This is a genomic window from Bacteroides sp. D55t1_190419_B8 (assembly GCF_015558905.1).
Classification (GTDB): domain Bacteria; phylum Bacteroidota; class Bacteroidia; order Bacteroidales; family Bacteroidaceae; genus Bacteroides; species Bacteroides vicugnae.
The window spans coordinates 441,840-466,385 of the sequence record NZ_JADMOU010000001.1; the positions used below are offsets into that span (position 1 = coordinate 441,840).

The 24,546-nt window shown below is 43.1% G+C and carries 20 protein-coding genes; 12 read left to right on the plus strand and 8 right to left on the minus strand.

Annotated elements, in window-relative coordinates:
* Positions 1 to 232 precede the first annotated feature (232 nt).
* From I2I13_RS01460 to I2I13_RS01510, 11 genes are all read left to right on the plus strand, one after another.
* The gene (locus tag I2I13_RS01460; protein ID WP_195648563.1) at positions 233 to 610 is read left to right on the plus strand and encodes a hypothetical protein; all 378 of its coding nucleotides are present in this window, start codon (positions 233 to 235) and stop codon (positions 608 to 610) included.
* Positions 611 to 728: 118 nt separating this feature from the next.
* The gene (locus tag I2I13_RS01465) at positions 729 to 1,079 is read left to right on the plus strand and encodes an NADH-quinone oxidoreductase subunit A (protein ID WP_148366442.1); all 351 of its coding nucleotides are present in this window, start codon (positions 729 to 731) and stop codon (positions 1,077 to 1,079) included.
* Entirely contained in the window at positions 1,070 to 1,672 is a 603-nt protein-coding gene (locus I2I13_RS01470) for an NADH-quinone oxidoreductase subunit B (RefSeq protein ID WP_004301465.1), read from the plus strand. The genes I2I13_RS01465 and I2I13_RS01470 overlap by 10 nt, the downstream gene beginning before the upstream one ends.
* Positions 1,673 to 1,699: 27 nt before the next feature.
* On the plus strand, positions 1,700 to 3,292 hold the full coding sequence (locus I2I13_RS01475; protein ID WP_195648564.1) for an NADH-quinone oxidoreductase subunit D: 1,593 nt from the start codon (positions 1,700 to 1,702) through the stop codon (positions 3,290 to 3,292).
* Positions 3,293 to 3,314: 22 nt separating this feature from the next.
* Positions 3,315 to 4,391 (plus strand): NADH-quinone oxidoreductase subunit NuoH, encoded by a 1,077-nt coding sequence (gene nuoH, locus I2I13_RS01480; protein ID WP_195470190.1) that lies wholly within the window; start codon positions 3,315 to 3,317, stop codon positions 4,389 to 4,391.
* A gap of 12 nt (positions 4,392 to 4,403) precedes the next feature.
* Positions 4,404 to 4,892, plus strand: coding sequence for a 4Fe-4S binding protein (locus I2I13_RS01485; protein WP_004305338.1), 489 nt, complete (start codon positions 4,404 to 4,406; stop codon positions 4,890 to 4,892).
* Between the two features lie 2 nt (positions 4,893 to 4,894).
* Positions 4,895 to 5,407 (plus strand): NADH-quinone oxidoreductase subunit J, encoded by a 513-nt coding sequence (locus tag I2I13_RS01490; RefSeq protein WP_195648565.1) that lies wholly within the window; start codon positions 4,895 to 4,897, stop codon positions 5,405 to 5,407.
* Positions 5,408 to 5,440: 33 nt separating this feature from the next.
* Positions 5,441 to 5,749: an NADH-quinone oxidoreductase subunit NuoK gene (gene nuoK, locus I2I13_RS01495; protein WP_004301460.1), complete on the plus strand. Its 309-nt coding sequence runs from the start codon at positions 5,441 to 5,443 to the stop codon at positions 5,747 to 5,749.
* 55 nt (positions 5,750 to 5,804) lie between these two features.
* Positions 5,805 to 7,745, plus strand: coding sequence for an NADH-quinone oxidoreductase subunit L (gene nuoL / locus I2I13_RS01500; protein ID WP_195648566.1), 1,941 nt, complete (start codon positions 5,805 to 5,807; stop codon positions 7,743 to 7,745).
* 38 nt (positions 7,746 to 7,783) lie between these two features.
* On the plus strand, positions 7,784 to 9,268 hold the full coding sequence (locus I2I13_RS01505; RefSeq protein ID WP_004305342.1) for a NuoM family protein: 1,485 nt from the start codon (positions 7,784 to 7,786) through the stop codon (positions 9,266 to 9,268).
* Between the two features lie 38 nt (positions 9,269 to 9,306).
* Positions 9,307 to 10,746 carry an NADH-quinone oxidoreductase subunit N gene (locus tag I2I13_RS01510; protein ID WP_148366448.1) on the plus strand — a complete coding sequence of 480 codons (1,440 nt, stop codon included), beginning with the start codon at positions 9,307 to 9,309 and terminating at the stop codon, positions 10,744 to 10,746.
* 99 nt (positions 10,747 to 10,845) lie between these two features.
* Here I2I13_RS01510 and I2I13_RS01515 read toward each other — a convergent pair whose 3' ends face one another.
* From I2I13_RS01515 to I2I13_RS01545, 7 genes are all read right to left on the minus strand, one after another.
* Positions 10,846 to 13,656 carry an ATP-binding protein gene (locus tag I2I13_RS01515; protein ID WP_195648567.1) on the minus strand — a complete coding sequence of 937 codons (2,811 nt, stop codon included), beginning with the start codon at positions 13,654 to 13,656 and terminating at the stop codon, positions 10,846 to 10,848.
* 190 nt (positions 13,657 to 13,846) lie between these two features.
* Entirely contained in the window at positions 13,847 to 15,055 is a 1,209-nt protein-coding gene (locus I2I13_RS01520) for a hypothetical protein (protein ID WP_195648568.1), read from the minus strand.
* A 43-nt stretch (positions 15,056 to 15,098) separates the two neighbouring features.
* Positions 15,099 to 17,813 (minus strand): TonB-dependent receptor, encoded by a 2,715-nt coding sequence (locus I2I13_RS01525; RefSeq protein ID WP_195648569.1) that lies wholly within the window; start codon positions 17,811 to 17,813, stop codon positions 15,099 to 15,101.
* Positions 17,814 to 18,164: 351 nt separating this feature from the next.
* Positions 18,165 to 19,061: an AraC family transcriptional regulator gene (locus I2I13_RS01530; RefSeq protein WP_148366450.1), complete on the minus strand. Its 897-nt coding sequence runs from the start codon at positions 19,059 to 19,061 to the stop codon at positions 18,165 to 18,167.
* A gap of 26 nt (positions 19,062 to 19,087) precedes the next feature.
* A complete protein-coding gene (locus tag I2I13_RS01535) occupies positions 19,088 to 20,428 on the minus strand; it encodes a mechanosensitive ion channel family protein (RefSeq protein WP_148366451.1) in 1,341 nt (446 codons plus the stop codon).
* Between the two features lie 37 nt (positions 20,429 to 20,465).
* Entirely contained in the window at positions 20,466 to 21,482 is a 1,017-nt protein-coding gene (locus I2I13_RS01540) for a DUF4435 domain-containing protein (protein ID WP_148366452.1), read from the minus strand.
* Positions 21,460 to 22,314 carry an AAA family ATPase gene (locus tag I2I13_RS01545; protein WP_195648570.1) on the minus strand — a complete coding sequence of 285 codons (855 nt, stop codon included), beginning with the start codon at positions 22,312 to 22,314 and terminating at the stop codon, positions 21,460 to 21,462. Before I2I13_RS01545 ends, I2I13_RS01540 begins: the two co-directional genes overlap by 23 nt.
* Positions 22,315 to 22,436: 122 nt before the next feature.
* Between I2I13_RS01545 and I2I13_RS01550 the strand changes: the two genes are divergently transcribed.
* Positions 22,437 to 23,354, plus strand: coding sequence for a DMT family transporter (locus tag I2I13_RS01550; protein ID WP_195648571.1), 918 nt, complete (start codon positions 22,437 to 22,439; stop codon positions 23,352 to 23,354).
* An 89-nt stretch (positions 23,355 to 23,443) separates the two neighbouring features.
* On the opposite strand, the gene meaB is transcribed toward I2I13_RS01550, so the two are convergent.
* Positions 23,444 to 24,535, minus strand: a complete 1,092-nt coding sequence (gene meaB / locus I2I13_RS01555) for a methylmalonyl Co-A mutase-associated GTPase MeaB (protein WP_195648572.1) — start codon at positions 24,533 to 24,535, stop codon at positions 23,444 to 23,446.
* Positions 24,536 to 24,546 lie beyond the last annotated feature (11 nt).

The window sequence follows — 24,546 nt, forward strand, 5'->3', positions numbered from 1 at the left end:
AAATGTATTTTATTTGTGTAATTCGTAAAAAAGGAAGTAAATCGTTCTTTTTATTGCATCTTTTAACAAATACAGGAGAAAGAATAGCTTTATTTCAAAATGATATTTATGAAACCGTACCGACCAAAAAACGAATCCTCTGGAAGCGGAGTTAAAAAAAGCTTTTTTGCCACTCGGACTTTGCAAAAAGTATAAATATTAGTTCTATATTTGCAGCCGTTAAAGGAGAAAGATGAAACAAAGCTTAAAATTCGGACTACTTTTAGTATTGGCTTTGCTCATCCATTGTGCAACTAATGGAGCAATGGAAGATATGTGCAAAGTTTCCTCCCCGACTTATCGGCAGGAGAAGTGCTATGTGTCACAAAATTGTCCGATTCACAATGCTTTAGAACGTCTTTACAACCTTTACGCTACCCAATCTTGCGATATGAGTCATACGGACGTCACGCATGTCCCGGCAAATAAAAGCATACTGTTGCCAGTTGCTTTTTCCGGAGAACATCACAATTCTCAAACACCGTACCACTCTTCATCTTCTCATCCCCCAACGTGCTATTATGATCCTATCTCCTATTATATATATGAGTTAAGAAAGATTGTTATTTAGCCTACAGTACAGTAGACTCTTTTACTCGTCTTTTATTACAGTTGGTTTTATTCTCCATAGGGCGAATAGATTAATTGTTTATTTCTATATAATATTCAATCTAAACAGCTATTGAATTATGAATTTTACATTTTTAGTTGTTGTTTTACTGACAGCGCTTGCTTTTGTCGGTGTAGTAGTAGCTCTTTCGCGTGCTATTTCTCCCCGTTCATACAATCTGCAAAAGTTTGAGGCTTATGAATGTGGTATACCGACACGTGGTAAATCATGGATGCAGTTTCGCGTAGGCTACTACCTGTTTGCTATCCTGTTCCTGATGTTCGATGTCGAAACTGCTTTACTGTTCCCGTGGGCAGTAGTTATGCATGACATGGGACCACAGGGACTTATTAGTATTCTCTTCTTCTTTATCATTTTAGTTCTGGGTCTTGCTTATGCCTGGAGGAAAGGAGCTTTGGAATGGAAATAACCAAAAAGCCAAAAATAAAATCTATTCCGTATGATGAGTTTATCGACAATGAATCATTGGAAAAGTTGGTCAAGGAACTTAATGCAGGAGGAGCAAACGTTGCCCTCGGAGTTCTTGACGACTTTATCAACTGGGGACGCAGTAACTCACTGTGGCCGCTTACCTTTGCAACCAGTTGTTGCGGTATCGAATTTATGGCACTGGGTGCCGCGCGTTATGACATGGCCCGCTTTGGGTTTGAAGTAGCACGTGCCAGTCCGCGCCAAGCTGATATGATTATGGTATGCGGAACAATCACCAATAAAATGGCTCCGGTACTGAAACGACTCTATGACCAGATGCCCGATCCGAAGTATGTGGTTGCCGTAGGCGGATGCGCTGTCAGCGGAGGTCCTTTCAAAAAGTCCTATCATGTGGTTAACGGAGTGGACAAGATTCTTCCGGTAGATGTATATATTCCCGGATGCCCGCCACGTCCTGAAGCTTTCTATTATGGCATGATGCAATTGCAACGCAAAGTAAAAATAGAAAAGTTCTTTGGTGGAGTAAACAGAAAAGAGAAGAAACCGGATTATTTAAAAAATGAAGAATGATTCTACATTCTGTAATTAAAAGGATTTATGCAAGAAATACAATTTATAGCTCCTGCAACGTTACACGACGAGATGCTGCGCTTGCGAAATGAAAAACAGATGGACTTTCTCGAAAGCCTCACCGGTATGGACTGGGGAGTAGCCGATGAGAAAGACGCTCCGGAAAAACTCCGCGGTTTAGGCGTAGTCTACCATCTGGAATCTACCATTACAGGCGAACGGATAGCATTAAAAACAGCGACAACCAACCGCGAGCTACCTGAAATTCCATCTGTCAGCGACATTTGGAAGATAGCCGACTTCTACGAACGTGAAGTTTTCGATTATTACGGTATCACTTTTGTCGGTCATCCTGACATGCGCCGGCTTTATCTGCGTAACGATTGGATAGGTTATCCAATGCGCAAAGATAATGACCCGGAAAAGGATAACCCATTGTGTATGACCAATGAAGAGACGTTTGATACGACTCAAGAAATAGAACTGAACCCGGACGGAACCATCAAAAATAAAGAGATGAAGCTGTTCGGTGAAGAAGAATATGTAGTTAACATCGGTCCGCAACACCCTGCTACTCATGGTGTAATGCGCTTCCGTGTTTCTCTGGAAGGTGAAATCATTCGTAAGATTGATGCGAACTGCGGTTATATCCACCGGGGCATCGAGAAAATGAATGAAAGCCTCACCTACCCTCAAACATTGGCTTTGACAGACCGCCTTGACTATCTGGGTGCACACCAGAACCGTCATGCACTGTGTATGTGTATTGAAAAGGCTATGGGTATTGAGGTTAGCGAACGTGTGAAGTATATCCGTACCATTATGGATGAATTGCAACGTATCGACTCTCACTTGCTGTTCTACTCTTGTCTTGCCATGGACTTGGGAGCATTAACAGCATTTTTCTATGGATTCCGTGATCGCGAGAAAATTCTCGACATCTTTGAAGAGACTTGTGGCGGACGTCTGATTATGAACTACAATACGATTGGCGGTGTACAGGCTGATCTTCATCCTAACTTCGTCAAACGAGTAAAAGAGTTCATTCCTTATATGAGAGGAATCATCCACGAATATCATGATATATTTACGGGTAACATCATCGCACAAAGCCGTATGAAAGGCGTCGGTGTGTTAAGCCGTGAAGATGCCATCTCTTTCGGTTGTACCGGAGGTACAGGCCGTGCTTCAGGATGGGCGTGTGACGTACGTAAACGAATGCCATACGGTGTATACGACAAAGTAGATTTCAAAGAAATTATTTATACGGAAGGTGACTGCTTTGCCCGTTATCTGGTGCGTATGGATGAAATCATGGAAAGTCTGAACATCATCGAACAATTAATAGACAATATTCCCGAAGGACCTTATCAGGAGAAGATGAAGCCTATCATCCGTGTTCCGGAAGGCAGTTATTATGCTGCAGTAGAAGGAAGTCGTGGTGAATTTGGTGTCTTCCTTGAAAGCCAGGGTGACAAAACGCCTTACCGCCTGCATTACCGTGCTACGGGATTGCCGCTTGTTGCCGCAATCGACACCATCTGCCGGGGAACGAAGATTGCCGACTTAATTGCTATTGGCGGAACAATAGATTATGTCGTTCCGGATATTGATAGATAAAATACTTAATTATTAAGAATATATGTTCGACTTTAGTATAGTAACAAACTGGATACATGAGCTACTGCTCTCCATTATGCCGGAGGGATTAGCCATCTTTATAGAATGTGTAGCTGTCGGCGTGTGCCTCGTAGCACTATATGCCATCCTGGCTATCATATTGATCTACATGGAGCGTAAAGTTTGCGGTTTCTTCCAGTGTCGTCTTGGTCCGAACCGTGTTGGTAAATGGGGTTCTATTCAAGTGGTCTGTGACGTACTCAAAATGATGACCAAAGAAATCTTCATGCCGAAGGGTGCCGACCATTTCCTTTACAATCTTGCTCCATTCATGGTGATTATCGCCTCATTCCTGACTTTCGCTTGTATTCCTTTTAATAAAGGTGCAGCGATTCTGGACTTTAACGTAGGCGTGTTCTTCCTATTGGCTGCTTCCAGCATTGGAGTTGTCGGTATCTTGCTGGCCGGTTGGGGTAGTAACAACAAATTCTCTTTGATTGGTGCCATGCGAAGCGGTGCACAGATTATCAGTTACGAACTTTCTGTTGGTATGAGTATCATGACTATGGTAGTGCTGATGGGAACCATGCAATTTTCTGAAATCGTAGAAGGACAGGCTGACGGCTGGTTCATCTTCAAAGGACATATCCCTGCTGTCATTGCTTTTATCATTTACCTGATTGCCGGAAATGCAGAATGTAACCGTGGCCCGTTCGACCTTCCCGAAGCTGAAAGTGAGCTGACTGCCGGATACCACACAGAATACTCCGGTATGGGTTTCGGTTTCTTCTATCTGGCAGAATACCTGAATCTGTTTATCGTGGCCAGTGTTGCCACCACTATCTTCCTGGGAGGATGGATGCCGTTACACATCGTCGGGCTGGATGGATTCAACACTGTAATGGATTATATTCCGGGCTTTATCTGGTTCTTCGCTAAAGCATTCTTCGTGGTGTTCCTTCTGATGTGGATCAAATGGACGTTCCCACGTTTACGTATCGACCAGATTCTGAATCTGGAATGGAAATATCTGGTTCCAATTTCTATGGTAAACCTATTATTAATGGCATGCTGCGTAGCTTTCGGCTTCCACTTTTGATAAATGAAAATTATGGAATATAAAGATAAAAAATATACGTACTTAGGTGGTCTGGTGCACGGCATCAGCACACTGGCAACGGGTATGAAAACCAGCATCAAGGTATACTTCCGTAAGAAAGTGACCGAGCAATATCCCGAAAACCGGAAAGAGCTGAAAATGTTCGACCGTTTCCGTGGTACGCTGAATATGCCCCACAATGAGAATAATGAACATCGCTGTGTAGCCTGCGGATTATGCCAAATGGCTTGTCCGAACGATACAATCAAAGTGACCAGCGAAACCGTCGAAACAGAAGATGGCAAGAAAAAGAAAATCCTGGCAACCTATGAATATGACCTGGGTGCCTGTATGTTCTGCCAACTCTGTGTCAATGCTTGTCCGCATGATGCGATTACGTTCGACCAGAACTTCGAACATGCAGTATTCGACCGGACAAAACTTGTCCTGAAACTGAATCACGACGGTAGTAAAGTAATAGAAAAGAAAAAAGAAGTTTAGATATGGGATCAACACTTGAAACAGTAGTATTCTACTTTTTGGCAGCATTTATTATTGCTATGTCCATCATGACGGTGACTACCCAACGTATCGTACGCTCGGCCACCTACCTGCTCTTCGTGCTCTTCGGCACGGCCGGCATCTATTTTTTGCTGGGTTACACCTTCCTGGGCTCTGTTCAGATAATGGTTTATGCCGGTGGTATCGTCGTTCTTTATGTATTCTCCATCCTGTTGACCAGCGGAGAAGGTGATCGAGCCGAGAAAGTGAAACGAAGTAAGCTCCTGGCCGGGCTCATTACCATGATTGCCGGTTTAGCAATTATCCTGACCATCACGTTGAAGCATAATTTCATGCAGACGGCTAATCTTGCCCCGCACGAGATCAATATTCATGCCATCGGGAACGCTTTGCTTAGTAGCTACAAATACGGTTATATATTACCTTTCGAAGCTGTCAGTATCCTGTTGCTGGCTTGTATCATCGGTGGTATCATAATTGCACGTAAGAGATAGAAAATCAAGTATTAACTATTAAGTATTAAGTATATGATACACATGGAATATTATCTGGTAGTTTCTACCATCATGATGTTTGCAGGAATCTATGGATTCTTTACCCGCCGGAACACACTGGCTATCCTGATTTCTGTAGAGTTAATGCTGAACGCCACGGACATCAACTTTGCCGTATTCAACCGTTTTCTCTTTCCGGAGGGAATGGAAGGCTATTTCTTTGCACTCTTTTCCATCGCCATCTCGGCTGCGGAAACTGCAGTAGCCATTGCCATCATGATTAACATTTATCGTAATCTCCGGAGCATCCAGGTGCGCAACTTGGACGAGCTGAAGTGGTGATTTGTTTCTCACCAAGAACAAATAATAATAAATCAAGTAATAAAAATAAAACTGTATGGAACTAACAATTCTAATACTCCTTCTTCCTTTCTTCTCCTTTCTCATACTGGGAATCGGAGGTAAATGGATGTCCCATCGGACAGCGGGCACAATTGGTACGCTGATACTGGGAGCAGTAGCGGTACTATCCTACGTTACAGCTATCCAATATTTCTCGGCTCCACGACTGGAAGACGGAACATTCGCCACACTGATACCTTACAACTTCACGTGGCTTCCTTTTACAGAGACCTTACACTTTGATTTGGGCATCCTGCTCGATCCTATATCAGTAATGATGTTGATTGTCATCTCTACCGTGTCACTGATGGTACATATCTACTCTTTCAGCTACATGAAAGGTGAGGTAGGTTTTCAACGTTATTATGCTTTCCTATCCCTGTTTACCATGTCTATGCTGGGATTGGTTGTTGCAACCAACATCTTCCAGATGTACCTTTTCTGGGAATTGGTGGGTGTAAGTTCTTATCTGCTAATCGGTTTCTACTATACAAAACCTGCTGCGGTTGCCGCTTCCAAGAAAGCGTTTATTGTCACTCGCTTTGCCGACTTGGGCTTCCTGATCGGTATCCTGATTTACGGATATTATGGTGGTACATTCGGATTTACCCCGGACACGGTATCCTTGATAAGCGGTGGAGCTTCTATGCTTCCATTGGCTCTCGGATTGATGTTTGTCGGTGGTGCCGGTAAAAGTGCCATGTTCCCGTTGCATATCTGGTTGCCGGATGCAATGGAAGGTCCTACTCCGGTCAGTGCATTGATTCATGCGGCTACCATGGTTGTTGCCGGTGTATATTTGGTGGCACGTATGTTCCCGCTTTTCATTGCCTATGCACCGAATACGCTGCACATGGTTGCCTGGGTAGGTGCATTCACCGCATTCTATGCAGCAAGTGTGGCTTGCGTACAATCAGATATTAAACGCGTACTGGCTTTCTCTACCATTTCACAGATTGGTTTCATGATGGTAGCTCTGGGTGTCTGTACTTCCATGAATCCTCACGAAGGAGGCTTGGGCTACATGGCTTCCATGTTCCACCTCTTCACACATGCTATGTTTAAGGCATTGCTCTTCCTCGGTGCAGGTAGTATCATTCATGCTGTACATTCTAACGAAATGTCCGCGATGGGAGGTTTACGCAAATATATGCCGATCACTCACTGGACATTCCTGATTGCTTGTCTTGCTATTGCCGGTATTCCTCCATTCTCGGGTTTCTTCTCGAAAGATGAAATTCTGGCTGCTTGCTTCCAATACAGCCCTGTAATGGGATGGGTAATGACAGTAATTGCTGCGATGACCGCTTTCTATATGTTCCGTCTCTACTACGGTATTTTCTGGGGGAGCGAGCCGCTCCGGGCAGATTCCCATTCGGAACATAACACGCCGAAGGGAAACTTGGAAGCGGCACCTTGCCGCCCTTGCCGCCCACATGAAAGTCCGTTGGCTATGACTTTCCCATTGATGTTTCTGGCGGCAGTAACTTGTGGAGCCGGATTTATTCCTTTCGGACACTTCATCAGTTCGAATGGAGAATCTTATTCCATCCATCTCGATCCGTCGGTGGCTATTACGAGCGTTGTCATTGCGATTATTTCGATTGCAATCGCTACATGGATGTACAAAAATGCCAAACAGCCAGTTGCCGATTCATTGGCAAAACAGTTCAAAGGTCTGCACAAGGCTGCTTATAACCGCTTCTATATTGACGATATATACCAGTTTATCACGCATAAGATTATCTTCCGCTGCATCTCTACTCCTATCGCATGGTTCGACCGTCATGTAGTGGATGGATTCTTTGATTTTCTGGCATGGGCTACCAACACAACAAGCGACGAGATCCGTGGTTTGCAGAGCGGTCAGGTACAACAATATGCATACGTGTTCCTTTGCGGTGCACTGGCACTTATCCTACTGCTGATTCTCTAAATAGTAAATAGTAAATCTTTAAATAGTAAATCATAAAGATGAATTTCTTATCAATATTCGTACTTATCCCCTTATTGATGCTGGCCGGACTCTGGGCAGCACGAGGAATCAAAGCCATCCGGGGGGTTATGGTTACTGGCGCATCGGCACTTCTGATTGCCTCCGTCGTACTTACATTCCTGTATCTGGGAGAGCGTAGTGCCGGAAACACGGCAGAAATGCTTTTCCGTGCAGATACGCTTTGGTATGCCCCGCTTCACATATCCTATTCAGTAGGTGTTGACGGAATTTCGGTAGCCATGTTGTTACTGTCCGCTGTCATTGTGTTCACCGGTACATTTGCTTCCTGGCGTCTGCAACCGCTGACAAAAGAATATTTCCTTTGGTTCACCCTATTGTCTATGGGAGTATTCGGATTCTTTATATCCGTCGATTTATTCACCATGTTCATGTTCTACGAAATCGCATTGATACCGATGTACCTGTTGATTGGTGTATGGGGATCAGGACGTAAAGAATATGCAGCCATGAAGCTGACCCTCATGTTGATGGGTGGTTCTGCCTTCCTGCTGATCGGTATTCTCGGAATCTATTTCGGTTCGGGAGCAACCACTATGAACCTCCTCGAAATCGCGCAGTTGCACAACATACCTTTTGCACAGCAATGCATCTGGTTCCCGCTGACTTTCCTTGGTTTCGGTGTATTAGGTGCCCTTTTCCCGTTCCACACATGGAGTCCTGACGGTCACGCTTCCGCCCCGACTGCCGTATCTATGCTTCATGCCGGAGTATTGATGAAACTGGGAGGTTACGGATGTTTCCGTATTGCCATGTATCTGATGCCGGAAGCTGCTAACGAACTTTCATGGATATTCCTGATATTGACAGGTATCTCTGTAGTTTACGGTGCATTCTCCGCTTGCGTACAAACCGACTTGAAATATATCAATGCTTATTCATCCGTATCTCACTGCGGACTGGTTCTTTTCGCCATTCTGATGCTGAATCAGACAGCAGCAACAGGAGCTATCCTTCAGATGCTTTCACACGGATTGATGACAGCCTTGTTCTTTGCTCTTATCGGTATGATTTATGGACGTACACACACACGTGACGTTCGCGAGCTTGCCGGCTTAATGAAAGTTATGCCGTTCCTTAGCGTATGTTATGTAATTGCCGGTCTTGCCAACCTCGGTCTGCCGGGATTAAGTGGCTTTATTGCTGAAATGACTATTTTCGTCGGCTCTTTCCAGAACAACGACCAGTTCCACCGTGTACTGACTATCATCGCTTGTTCTTCGATTGTGATTACTGCAGTCTACATTCTGCGTCTGGTAGGTAAAATTCTATACGGAACCTGTACCAACAAACATCATCTCGAACTGACTGATGCGACTTGGGACGAACGTGTAGCCGTTATCTGCCTCATCGTTTGTGTAGCCGGACTAGGTATGGCTCCTTTCTGGGTTAGCCACATGATTGGTGAAAGTGTACTCCCCGTAGTCTCACAACTGATTCCATAGCCCTTTAATTTTTAATCTTTAATTTTGAATTGATAAAGATGGATTATTCACAATTTCTATATATGCGAGAAGAGCTGTCGCTCATAGCCGTCTTACTGCTGCTATTTCTAGCTGACCTCTTCATGAGTCCGGATGCACACAAAAATGGTGGGAAAGCACGCCTGAACACAATGTTACCCGTTATTCTGATGGCTATCCATACAGCTATCAATTTAATTCCGGGAACTGCTGCCGATGCATTCGGCGGTATGTATCATTATGTACCGATGCACACAGTGATTAAATCAATCCTGAACGTCGGCACACTGATTGTTTTCCTGATGGCACACGAATGGATGAAAAGAGAAGATACTTCGTTCAAGCAAGGAGAATTCTATGTACTAACACTCTCTACCTTGTTTGGTATGTACCTCATGATTTCTGCCGGACACTTCCTGATGTTCTTCATCGGGCTGGAAACTGCTTCTATCCCGATGGCAGCACTGATTGCCTTTGACAAATACCGTCATAACTCTGCCGAAGCAGGAGCCAAATACATTCTGACAGCTCTTTTCTCCAGTGCATTACTGTTGTTCGGTCTGTCAATGATCTACGGTTCTGCCGGTACTCTTTATTTCGATGACCTTCCTGCCCATATTGACGGAAATCCGTTGCAGATCATGGCATTTGTATTCTTCTTTGCAGGAATGGCATTCAAATTATCATTGGTTCCGTTCCACTTATGGACAGCAGATGTTTACGAAGGTGCTCCGAGTGCAGTTACCGCTTATTTGAGCGTTATATCAAAAGGATCGGCAGCATTTGTTTTGTTGGCTGTACTTATCAAAGTATTCGCTCCAATGATCAATGACTGGCAGGAAGTACTTTATTGGGTAACCATCGCTTCTATCACGATTGCCAATATATTTGCTGTCCGTCAGCAGAACCTGAAACGTTTGATGGCGTTCTCCAGTATTTCACAAGCGGGATACATTATGTTGGGCGTTATCGGAGGTACGGCACAAGGCATGACAGCTTTGGTATATTACGTATTAGTGTACGCTGCTGCCAACCTCGGAGTATTTGCCGTGATTACTATCGTGGCATTACGCAGTCAGAAATTCACGCTCGAGGATTATGCAGGACTTTATAAAACGAATCCCAAAATCGCTTTCCTGATGACTCTGTCTCTGTTCTCATTGGCAGGTATCCCTCCGTTTGCCGGATTCTTCTCGAAGTTCTTTATCTTCATGGCTGCTTTCGACGCAGGTTTCCACTTGCTGGTATTCATTGCATTGGTAAATACAGTGATTTCATTGTACTATTATCTGTTGATTGTAAAAGCAATGTATGTCACTCCTTCCGACAACCCGATTCCTACTTTCCGCAGCGACCGCTGCACGAAATGGGGACTGGCACTCTGCACACTGGGTATCATCGGACTGGGTATCGCAAGTATCGTATATCAGTCTATCGATAAATTGTCGTTCGGAATATAAACGAACTACCTCTATAACATAAGAAACGGTCTTGGTTTCATGTCCCTATCAATCGACATCAAAACCAAGACCGTTTCCTTTATATATTAAATTGCCCCTTTACCGGGCACAACTCATCTCTTCCGTCACAATTACCCCAGGAATAGTAAACCAGAACCGTGATCCTTTTCCTTTTTCAGAGTCAACGCCAATACGTCCACCCAGTTGTTCTACAATGCTTTGACAGATAGAAAGTCCCAATCCTGTACCGTGCACAAAAGAATTAAGCTTCACAAAACGTTCAAAAATATGCGGTAACTGCTCTTTCTCAATACCGATTCCCGTATCTTTGACATAAAACTCCAACTCTCCTTCTTTTATTTCATATCCGACATGAATACTCCCTTCGGAGGTAAACTTCATTGCATTATTAACAAAGTTAGAGATCACCTGATGTATGCGATTACGATCACTAATGACATGACAGACAGGAAGATGATTATCGAGTACCAGTTCCACGTCTTCTTTCGCTTTCATACGCATCGAGCGGACAATATCCTCACACAACAGATTTACATCTACGTCTCCATTAGTAAACTCAAACGTACCAGCCTCAATCTTCGAGAGGTCGAGTATATCCGAAATAAGTTGCAGTAACAGATCATTATTCTCACGTACAATCTTAATATACTCCTGACGTTCTGCCACGTCTTCAGTTTCCACCAACAAATCGGAGAAACCAACAATAGCATTCAGCGGCGTACGGATTTCATGACTCATATTTGCAAGGAAAGCACTTTTCAAGCGATCCATCATCTCCGCTTTATCGCGTGCCTGAATCAATTCGGCTTCGGTCTCTTTCAGCTCTGTGATGTCATAATTGATACCGATGATTTCTATTTCGTTTTCTTCCGGTCTATAGTTAGTGACCATTACATTACTATTTACCCAATTCCATTCGTTCTTTGTTCCGGGACGACGAATACGCACTTCTCCCTGAAAATGCCTCCTTTTACCCTTCTTGACTTCGTCATAGAAATCAAAGAAACGTTTACGGTCTTCCGGATGCATTTTGCCATAAACTCCCACAACCTCGCTCAAAGGAATATCTTCTTCCTCACCCAAATTCTTATACCACTGTTTAATAGCATAACCTTTCCGGTTCAAAAGATTCAGTTTAGCATAACCTACCTTGGCATAGTCGGATATCATCAGGAAGAAATTCTCAAAATCACGGATACGATTCATCGCGTCGATGCGTTCCGTATTGTCAATGCTGATTAAGATATATCCGTTAAAGTTACCCTCGTTGTCATATAGTTTACTAACTTTCGAATATAGTTCGATCACGTTGGAGCGGCTTGTTTCATAATATCCCCCGGTTTGCTCAAAAGAATAGTTAAGCCGGAAATCGACTAAATCCTCATTCCTCACACGATCACGGATGTTCTGTGGTACATTCGGATTCTCAAAGAAATTAACCCCTATTACATCCGATTTATTCACTACACCGAATATCTCCAGATCTTTATTATTTAAATCCACCAGATACCCGTCTTTATCATAGATTTCGACTCCTGCCGGGATATTGGTAAAGATATTCTTAAATAACTTTTCGCTCCGGTCCAGTGCCCGATTGGCTTTCACTGATCCCGTGGAATCGAGGAACAAGCCGACAACTTCATCCTGTTCAGGAGAATAAATAATCCAATGCGTATAGCGTTCCGTTTTAGGAAAATATTCATCTTTTTCCCTATAAGAATCACTATCCAGGATCTCTTTCAGAAAATCAAGTTTTTGGAGATAGTCGGAATGCTTTTCAGATCCCAAAGCACCAATATAAGATTCCAAAGGATGTCCGAAAAATGTGGAACTTACCTCATTTGCATCTGTCACCCGATAATCACAAGGCTTATTATTCTCGTCACGGATAATCGACATACGGATATAACCCATCGGCATAAAATGGAACAGGTTATTCAGGAAAGCCTGTTCACGGATCACCTTGTCCTTGGCCTTACGCAACTCGATACAAATGCTTATAATATTTCCCAATGAAGAGAACCATTGAAAATCTTCATTACTCCAGCCATGGTAATTTTTCACCAGATCAATGCCCATATACCCCCAAACGTGATCACCCGTCATCAAAGGAGTAACCATTAAAGAACGAATCCCCTGAACAGCAAGTATCTTATACTCATCGGCTGCTGCTTCCGGTAATTGTTCCAATGTATCCAAGAGAATAGGTTTACCAGCTAATATCTGTTCGCTCCACCACTTCGATTGACTGATAGGTATATTTTGGAGAGTCTCTTTTTCAGCTGATACCCCTTCGGAAACAACTTCATAAGTACAACTATGATGGGTATGAGTCTCATCATATTCAAAAATATAAACGCGTCCTTCGCCATCATATAGATTCAGTATATCTCTTAAAATATCTGTTATACAAGATTCCACCTCTTCATCACGAAGGAAACGAAGCAACGATTGCGACACAAAATTCTGACGGCGAAGCAAGTCATTCACACGTCTTAATGCATCCCTTTGATCTTCTTCCTTAGGAGCTTCGACACGCTGGATTACTCCGAAAGATTTATCACCTCCATCAGCACCTGCTCCCTTCTCACGAAAAGCCAGACGAGTATGTAACCAAACCTCACCATATTTGGAATGAATAGGAAAAGTTTGTTCATAAAAGTCCTTATGAATAGAAGTGTTTGCCTGAAACTCTTGGGTAATTTGCTTGCGATAATCTTCACGTACCAGATTCAGAAAATCCGAATTAGAAATAGTATCTCCATCCAAGCCCAGAAGATCACAAAGATAATCGGAACATAAGTAATATCCTGTCGTTAAATCTACTTCCCACCACCCGATCTGTGCAAGAGAAGCCATTTTATGGTACCGCTCGTTGTCTGTTTGCATAATTTATATCATTGTAAGATAATAGGTCGACAAATATACGAAAAAGGAAATCACTCATACCATAAAAAACCAAATAAAAAAACTAAAATAAGATTACGAAAACAAACAAATAGAATATGGGAGAATCTGTTTGTTACAAATACTCCCATACCTCCTATTAAAAAATAAACCTCGCTAATCTATATCTTAATTATAATGAGGAGAAATTATATCCGGTCCAAGTGAACAGGGATGCATCTGCACCAGTGTTAGTAGCAGGTTCGGTAAATGTATTCAATGTACCGTTCAGCTTCGTTTTATATTGCAGAGTATTCGTTATGCTAATGCTGGAAGCTGGATTTCCCGCACCTTTGCTGTCGTTCATATCAATCAGGTCGATGGTTCCGCCGGTTCCTTTGACAAGCGCATTGATAATGGTAGCTTTCGCGCCACGACGAATCTTTATCACATCCTGCATACGGTCTACATTGTCCGTTGTATTTGCAGCATTATTTACAATCGTCATATTTTCAACCGTAAAGTCCGATTGACGCAGATGATCGGGATAGATACCGTCCAAATTACCGTCTGCTTCAATACCGCGCGGATCTGCTTCCGTACTGGTATAACCGCTTTCCCAAACACCATAGCAGTTTTTCAATGTACCGGAATATCCTTGAGTAAAGTCGAACATATCATCATCCGGGTTTACAGCTAACAGGTTCGTTACATTCACTGTACCGCCAAAGAATTCGATAGCATCATCCGCACTTTCAAGAATATAGATATTCTCAATCTTGGTACCGTTTCCAACACCGTTCAACGTCAATCCATTGTGTTCGATATCTGCTGTAGAGCGGGCACCGGCATAGCAGATTTTCACATAAGTCAGTGAACCGGAATTATCATTATCGACACTACCACCATATTTATAGTTATTGTCGATTTCTGTCAGACCTGTATCACTCTTATTTGCATTCGAACCGGAGATCGGAGCTTTACCGTTGATAATGACTCCTCCCCAATAACCGGATGTGGGACTCGTTGAGTTGGCTGTGAAAACGATTGGCTTGTCAGCGGTACCGTCAGCATAAAGTTTACCCCCCTGTGCTACCAGCAGATAACTGCTGAAACCTTCACGGGCTTTAATCGTTGTTCCGGCAGGGATATTCAGACGGCCTCCGTCTTCAATCACGACTGTTCCGTTCAGAATATATTCCTTAGCTTCCAGCGTTTGCTCTCCGGTCAGCGTTCCGGACAGGATATTTTCACCCACAACGATAGAGCTACCTGTTCCGCCATTGTTTCCACCATTTCCATTACCATCGCCGTCTCCGTCACTATCACTGCTACATGCAGTCAATGTAAGTGCTGTTGCCATAACGGCAAATGTCATAAAGTTCACAAACAATCTTTTCATTTTGCTTTCATTATTAGTTAATAATTTTATTTCATCACCCGGTTTAGAATGTACACGACACCCCCAGGCTTATATTTATTCCTTTCTTATAATCATTCAGTATCACCTTCTCCCCATTTTCGTTCGCTTTGCGGCTTAACTTATAAGAGGGATTCAGCAGATTACGAGCTTTCAGATTGAGTGAGAGATGTTTATTGAGTTTAGCTTGAGACACAAAATCCAGTGTCAGGATTCCCTGCTCCATCATATCTTGATAGCCCTGTGTACCAATGGTATATATCTTATCACTCACATAATTAAGTACCAATGTATTGACAAAGCTACGCTTACCCTTCGTGAAGTTATGTGAGAGATCGAAATTGACAATCCACGGTGCAGCTCCTTCCAGTTGCGAACCGGTAGTAACGGTTGCCAAAGGCATTTTGGCATTCGTGTAGATATAAGAGCCGTTCAATCCGAAAGAGAGTTTATTCATTCCATTCGCGGCATTACCTGCCGGACGGACAAACAGATTCTTACGTATTTCCACTTCTACTCCGGCTATGGTTGCTTTATCCGCTATATTCTCATAAGAAAGATAACCTCCGGCACTTGCCACTTCTATGCGGGATATCGGATTCTTGATCAGTTTATAAAAAGCCGTGAGAGAAATCAATTCGGTCGGAGTGGGATTAAAGTCCCATTTCAAATCAAGGTTATAATTATCCGAAGGTTTCAGATTGGGGTTACCCTGGCTGTTGAAGTTCACACCAACATAACGGTAAGGAGATATTTCCTTTGCCTGCGGCAGCGTATACGTTTTGCTGGCTCCCAGACGAAGCGAGTTTTTCTCATTCAGATTGTATTTGAGATTCAAGCTGGGCAGGAAATAATCTTTTTGAATGGTATTGTTTCCTTTAGAGCCTCCACGATTGACATTATAGTCCACTTCAATGTCTACCTTGTCATATTTCAATCCCAGATTCACAATCCAACGGGAAGTAAACTGGTAGGTAGCTTCGGCATAAGCGGAATGAATATTCTTTTTTACTGTATATTCATCTATATTCTTCTGTATCTTAAACCAGTCGGAAGAAAAGTTTTCCTGATTATAATAATCGTCAAGCGAGAAGTCATGCAAAGAAGGGATGGTAGAAACATGTCCTACCGTCAGATTATACTCCGTAGCTTTGAAGTTATCATCAACGAATCTGCCTGCATATCCGAAACGGACATTTGATATCTCTTCCACATCATCTTTCAGACGATAGACCAAGCCTGCTTTTACATTCAGGTCGTTTTCGTCTAAAGTTGAGAAATAGCGCTGTTGCGAGTTTCCTCTAAGCAATGTATATCCATTTTCCGCTTTGGTCAGGTTGTTGATACGACGGTCCGGTTCATAACCTTTCACTATATTATAGGAAGCGCCTGCATCCAGACTTAATGATTTGGTTAATCCCCAGTTGGTCATCAGCTGATTAACGATCAACATATTGTCATTCGCCTGTTGACGACGGGTGAATCCGAGGTTTTCGTAGTCGTCACTAAAAATCGAGTTCTTACCGTTGTAGTCACCCACCGACTGGGTATTGGCATGAATCATCATAAAATTATAACTGATGTGATGACGGTTCTGCATATCGAAATCAACATTGGCAAGTGCCAGCTGACTGATATTCTCCGTATACTTCTTGCCATTCATATCTTTATATGTCGTACCGCTGGTAGTTGTATTACGTATGATTTCATCCGTATACTGATAGTCCGTCGTATGTCCGGCAGTCAGGAAGAAAGAAAGCGGATTTTTGTCTTCTCCGACATAGAATCGTTTGCCACCGGAAATGCTATAACTCCGATTGATCTGGAGATGTTGACCGAAAGGGTCTAACTTATTTTTGAAGTTCCATGAGTTTTCATCCACAGGTTCGGTGCGATTGGCAAAGCCCATAAAGTTCACTCCATCCTGTTTCAGAAAATCGGCCGCTACAGTCTGTGTGTTCAAGCCACCGGAAATACCGAATCCCAAATGACCGCTACCTATCAGTTCTTTGGATACAATATCTATGGTTGCCCCTCCAACATCACTGCTGCCTCCTGCGTTGAATGCTTTATTTACGCCTACAGACTGGATAATGTCCGTACCGAAGAAATCAAGAGAGATATTCTTATATTCCGGATCTTCGGAAGGAAGAGCGAATCCGTTGAACGTGGTTGCATTGTAACGGTCTCCCAATCCACGGACAAAGACATTCTTCACCCCGTCTTGTTTAGATACTCCGGCAACTTTAGTGACGGCACCTTCCGCATCCGAAACACCCTTGCGGGAGAGTTCCCTAACGCCGACGGATTGCACGGCAATCACTGCCTTCTGCTGTTCGAGCAACAGCATATTCTCATTTTCCCGGTTCTTTTTGGCTACTACCACCACGTCGGAAAGTTCTTGTGCATCTGTTTCCAGTTCCAGATTCAAAATCACCAGCTTTCCATTCTCCACACGCACCTTACGGCGCACTTCTGTCTTATAGCCTACATATTTTATTTCAATATCATACATACCTTCCAAAACACCGGCAACATTCAACTCGAAGTTACCATCCATATCGGTAACGGCTCCGGCTTGAGTGCCTATCAGCCGGATAGTAGCTCCGATCAGAGGTTCTTTGGAAAGTTTGTCTTTCACAGCTCCTTTCACCTTTATATTAGCAGCCAATGCGGAAAGTACACATACGATACTGAAGAAGACTGCAACAGAGAATCTTAATAGAAATGGCTTTTTCATCGAACTTTACTCTACGTTTAAATTACATCGGCAAAGGTAGAGCGTAAATGTTACGATGATAATACGAAGAAAATACAATCTATTGAAATAAGCATTGCAATCTCATTGCTTCTACATGGAATTTCCTTTCATTGCTATCTTTATTTCCTTTCCTGCTTATGACAGGCAATGCCAACCCGCTGGCACAACTGTGCCAGCGCAATGGCACAACAGTGACAACGTAGTGGCACAACTGTGACAAGCCGCTGGCACAAGCCCTCGTCCAGAGCATCTCCAGAGGCTTCCTTTGCAGAAAAAACGGAGTCCGGGAGGGGGACTAGCGTCAACCGGTCTCTATCCCCTCGCCAATCACTAAATCAATTTCTTTTTCTTCCGGTAGTTCTCACGAAACTCTTTGGGCGAACAACTCTTTTTCTTTTTAAAGATACGGTTGAAATTGGAAAGGTTATTGAAACCGCACTCATAACAAATCTCGGCAATAGACATAGTAGAATCGACCAGCAACCGGGAAGCAAAGCCCAAACGAATGTCTATGATATAATCAGATAAGTTCTTTCCGGTACGCAGTTTGAAGAACCGGCTGAACGACACATCCGTCATTCCCACCATATCAGCCAATTGCCCCAGACGTATTTCCTCCTGATAATGTGCATTGATATATTCCTGCACTTTTTGCACACGGCGGCTGTCCGAATGAATATCTATCTTGGCAAAAGACGAACTGGACAACGTACGGGCTTCTTCTTCAAAGAGAGAAAGCTCATACAGTATCGTCATAAACTTGATGACTGCATAGAATCCCTGTTTCTCGGAAGCAAGCGTATCCAGCAACGGATAAATTTTCAGTATGGCAGACATGGGAAAACAAAGTCCCTTCTGTGCCTTATCCAGCATCCGGCGGATAGAATCGAATTGATTCTTATTGATAAAGCTCTTGAAGAAAAGATCGGAAGAAAACTGGATGGTAATCTCCCGTATCTCTTTAGAACGACAGTCGTTCTGTTCCCAGACGTGTTCCAAGTCTTTTCCCGTTATCAGCACCAGATCATAGTCGCCTATCACTTCGGAAGAATCTCCTACAATCCGCCTCACCCCGGCAGCCTTTTCGGTGAAGTTCAATTCAAATTCGGAGTGATTGTGAATAGGATAAGTGAATTCCGTTTTATAACGCTCCGCAATGTAAAAGCAATCCTTATCTGATAAAGGAGTGATTTCACGGATAATCTGGTTGGATAACGGTGTAGTCATAGTAGTAGTAATTTATAAACGTTTGATTAGTTTTCTATCTTTACCCCTATCCGATGGAAGTCGGCTCCCGACGGATTCTGGAAAACACGCAGATCGAATTCAGGAATAATGGCAAGCACATGATCGAAAACATCTGCCTGTATGCCTTCATAGGCAACCCATACTTTATTGGCAGAAAAGAAGTAGAGTTCCAACGGAATACCGGTTTCGGTAGGCTGGAGCTGGCGTACCATGCAGGTCAGATCCTGATTGACGGTAGGCAGGTTTTTCAGATAATTAGTCAGATAGGCGCGGAAAACTCCCAGGTTTGTTTGCCGACGTCCATTCACTAATACGGAGTTGTCGATGTGATGCTCCTTATTATATTCTTCCACTACCTTTTCCGTTTCATCCACATAGTTCGTCAAAAGTTGTATCTTCCGGTATTTTGCCAACATTTCCGGTGTACAGAAGTGCACGCTGGTCATATCTATATTAATGGAACGTTTCACACGGCGTCCGCCGGATTCCTGCATTCCCTGCCAGTTCTGGAAAGAGTCACTAATCAACAGGTAAGGAGGAATGGTGGTGATGGTGTTATCAAAGTTACGCACCTTTACGGTGTTCAATGTTACCTCTATCACCGTACCGTCCGCACCATATTTCGGCATCGTGATCCAATCGCCCACTTTCAGCATATTATTGGCAGAAAGCTGGATGCCGGAGACAAATCCCATGATACTGTCCTTGAAGACTAACATCAAAACGGCAGCGGAAGCTCCCAGTCCGGTCAGCAGCACCACCGGGCTTTGCTTTATCAGGATACTGATAATAATAATGGCTCCTATAAAGAAGAGAACGACTTGTGCTGTCTGCAAAAGTCCCTTCAAAGGTTTGTCCTTATATTGTTCACGTGCGCTATATACGAGGTAAACGGCTGTGAACAGCGCACTGACGAAGCGAAGAAAGACTGCCAGGATATAAATCATACAAAGTCTGCGAAGGAAGTCCAGCAAACCGGAGTCCGCATGTTCGGGAAATGCGATAGGGATAGATATATAAATCAAAATAGGTGCTACCAATCTGCTGATATTCAGCATCACTTTATCATTAAATACAATATCATCCCAAGTTGCTTTCGTCTGTTTCACCAATCTGGCTACGGTACGCAGAATAATCTTGCGGCAAATCAGATTGGCTAATAAAGCGATTCCGATTATGCACAATAAGATGATAAAGTTATCAATCTTATCTGCCCAGACTTCATCTACTCCCATCGAAAGCAAAGCATGGTTTACTTCTTGCATCATTACATTACCTGCTTCTTCCGGCTGTCCATTTGCCAATGCTATACTCACAGTGTCAACTACTTCCTTTACTTCTTTCATAAGCAATCTTCTCTCTCTCTTTTAGTTTTTCTTTTATTTATGATTTCTGTTTATTTTTTCCTTCTTCCAAATATTCACTGATATCCTGCCGCAACCAATCGTAATGGAAGAGCCTTTTGTAGGCTACATTCTTCTTGAGCATGATTTCCACATTCACCTGGCTGTTCTGATAACAAGTCAGTTCGTTTCTGAATTGTTCATTGTGTTCGGCCAGTCGTTTGATTTCCTGTTCCCGTTCACGGCGTAATACAGTGCAGACCGGAATCAAAAGTTTCATTACCACATTATCCATCACATGGTGTCCCTGCATATACAAATAAGTAGTTTCCGGCACTAACCCCAGCTCTTTAAATTCAGCCTGCAGTCCGTTTACTTGATTGATGTTATGAGGAAATTTCTTTTTCAACTCTGCCAACTTCTGGTTAACCCGTTGTTGGAGTGATTCCAGACTCTTTTCCGGATTCCGGAGATTAATCTCACGCAAAGAGGTATAGGTATGGAAATCGTACATCGGGAAAGTGTAAGTATCCCGTTGGCGATAGAACCATACGTTCCAGAGAAAAAGCGGATATACTATTTCGGAGTATCTCTTTAGATAGGAATTGAAGTCGAGAATGGAACGGTCGTTCAATGTGGCCTGCACACATACCTCGTGAAGGCTCTCGGCAAAACAATGATAGTTTTCAATAGCATAGGTATAAGTCTGAAAAATATATCTGTTCCGGTTGATTTTACGGGAGGTATTGGTGGCTCCCTGCAACAGGAAATCATAGTCACTGTCCACACAGGCAATCAGGCTTCTCCCCAGTTCGGCTGTATTCAGCGTGTTCATGAGTACCATCTTTTTTCCTTTTGCCAAAGAGGTGGCCGAAGGGAGCATCACCTGGAAATAGTGTTCATCATCTTCAAATTCTTCAAGCAATGTGCGCCAGAAAGCGATGTCGTCATAGCTTTCTACATAAGCGATGATACGTCGGCGGGCTTTTTTCGGATAAAGCTTATGGGCGGCATTGAAATAGGAAGAAGTCAGATTATCTCGTAGTGAAGTTGCCATCAGTTTTATTTATATTGGTAGATATATCGCTTACTTCTGTCACGGCATCCAGCCATCCTTCCATAATGACGGCAGGTGAATGGGTAGTCAGGATGATCTGCACATTCGGATTCAGTTCACGTATCATAGCAATCAATTTTTGCTGCCATTCTATGTGAAGGGAAGCTTCCGGCTCATCCATAAACAATACGCAGTGGCTGTTGTCCTGCACAAGTACGGTCAGCAGAATAACCAGCATTTGCTTTTCGCCGGACGATAGTTTATAAGGAAACAATAGTTCGCCATCTTGGTAGAAAGCAATATCATTCCGTTTCCGGTCTATCTTTTTACGTGTATAGCTGAACAGTTCGTCAATCATATCTTGAAAGCGGCGCTTAGCCACAGACAGTGTGGCCGCCTTGCGACGTTCCTCTTCATTGTCGCTGGAAAGCATTTCGATCATCTTATTGCCTATGTTAACCTGATAATCGAGATAACGGCGTTGCAACAGGTAGAGTTGCCAATCCAGTTCGGACTTTACATTCTTGTCTGCCATACGGGCGGTGAAGTCTCCCATAATCAAGGGACGGTCGTAGCTCCGGATCACATTATAGGGGATATAGGTTGCCTGGGGATTGTCGAAGAAAAGACGCACTCCGTTCTTCTCGTCACTTTTCATTTCACCGGAGAGTTCCTCGAGATATCCTACCGAACGGTTCAGAATGGTAGTCTTCCCCACTCCGTTGATGCCGGAGAGGATATTCACATCGGGACGCAAATCCCATCCTATATTAAAGCGTTCCCATAGTCCGTGTATCTCGATACGACGGATATAATTGGCTTGTTGTTCCATAATATTCAAGTTTAATCAAGGCAAATATAAACAAATCATACGATAAAAAGCTACCTTTGCAACCGTTTTCTCTATTTGATTGTTAATGATATCAGAAATATAGTAAAATAAATAGCATCAACATGGACAAAAGTAAGAACCTGTATGGTCATTTGTTTGCGCTTACGGCAAACGTTATGTGGGGATTAATGTCTCCCATCGGTAAGTCAGCTCTTCAAGAGTTTTCCGCAATTTCAGTTACCACGTTCCGTATGGTGGGAGCAGCAGCAGCTTTCTGGATTCTTTCTATATTTTGTAAACAGGAACATGTGAATCATCAAGATATGCTGAAAATCTTCTTTGCTTCACTTTTTGCGCTAGTATTCAATCAAGGAGTGTTTATCTTCGGACTTTCTATGACTTCTCCTATCGATGCTTCTATCGTAACTACTACTCTACCGATTGTAACAATGGTTGTAGCGGCCATCTATTTGAAAGAACCTATTACCAATAAGAAAGTAATGGGAATTTTTGTAGGTGCTATGGGAGCACTCATTCTCATTGTGAGCAGCCAGGCAGGAAGTAACGGAAACGGAAGCCTGATTGGTGACTTGCTTTGTCTCGTTGCGCAAATCAGTTTCTCCATATACTTAACTGTATTCAAAGGATTATCTCAACAATATTCAGCAGTAACGATTAACAAATGGATGTTCATCTATGCTTCGATGTGCTATATTCCATTCTCCTATTATGATATTTCTACGATTCAATGGACTTCTGTTTCCACAATTGCTATCATACAGGTATTGTATGTCGTATTAGGAGGTAGTTTCCTCGCATATCTCTGCATTATGACTGCGCAGAAACTGCTTCGTCCTACGGTAGTCAGCATGTACAATTATATGCAACCGATCGTGGCTACAATTGCGGCAATTGCAATGGGTATCGGAAACTTTGGCTGGGAAAAAGGGATTGCCATCGCACTCGTATTCTTGGGAGTATATATTGTGACTCAAAGTAAATCGAGAGCTGACCTTGAAAAAACAGAAAAGCTTCATTAATAGTATAAACGGGTAGAAAGACTGAACGTTTCCTACCCGCTTATGCTAAATGTATTCTTAAATAATTAGAATCTTGTTAATTTAAAACCTTATTTCAAATCCTCAAAGTAAGTATCGAGCAGACTTCTTGCAGCTATAAACGAAGTCAGGTTACCTTTCAATACCTGCTGTTCTTTTTCTAAGAGCATCGCTTCAATCTTCGGATTATGATAAAAGCTGTCACGAAGTTGTTCATTAATGCTTTCATACATCCAATATTTACTTTGTTCGTTTCGGCGATATTCAAAGTAGCCGTTTCCTTTCACGAAATCAATGTACTCGTAAATCATGTCCCAGACTTCCTTCACTCCCAGATTATAAAAACCGGAGTAAGTCAAGACTTTAGGAGTCCATCCGGATTCAGGCGCAGGAAACAGATGCAATGCATTACGGAATTGAGTGGCAGCCAACTTGGCACGTTCCAGATTATCTCCATCGGCCTTATTGATAACGATACCGTCCGCCATTTCCATAATACCACGCTTAATCCCCTGCAGTTCATCTCCCGTACCGGACAACTGAATCAACAGGAAGAAATCAACCATCGAGTGAACAGCCGTTTCGCTCTGTCCCACTCCTACGGTCTCCACAAAAATCTTATCAAATCCGGCAGCTTCGCAAAGAATAATCGTCTCCCGTGTTTTACGTGCCACTCCTCCCAATGAACCGGCTGACGGACTAGGGCGGATGAACGATTTAGGATGTACGGCCAGCTGTTCCATACGCGTCTTATCTCCCAAGATACTGCCTTTACTGCGTTCACTACTGGGATCGATAGCCAATACCGCCAACTTGCCCCCTTTTTCAAGTACATGCAGACCGAATACATCTATCGACGTACTCTTTCCCGCACCGGGAACACCACTGATACCGATCCGAACCGAATTGCCGGAAAATGGCAGACATTTCTCGATGATTTCCTGTGAGACAGCCTGATGTTCAGGCTTTACGCTTTCCACCAATGTCACAGCCTGACTCAATATAGTGACATCACCCTTTACGATACCTTCTACAAACTCTGCTACTGAAAGTTGGCGTTTCTTAGGTTTCCGCTTTAAGTAGGGATTCACAGATGAGGGTTGCTCAATACCTTTATTGACAACAAGTCCCTTATATTCTTCACTATTTTCAGGATGTTCCATAACAATAGGAT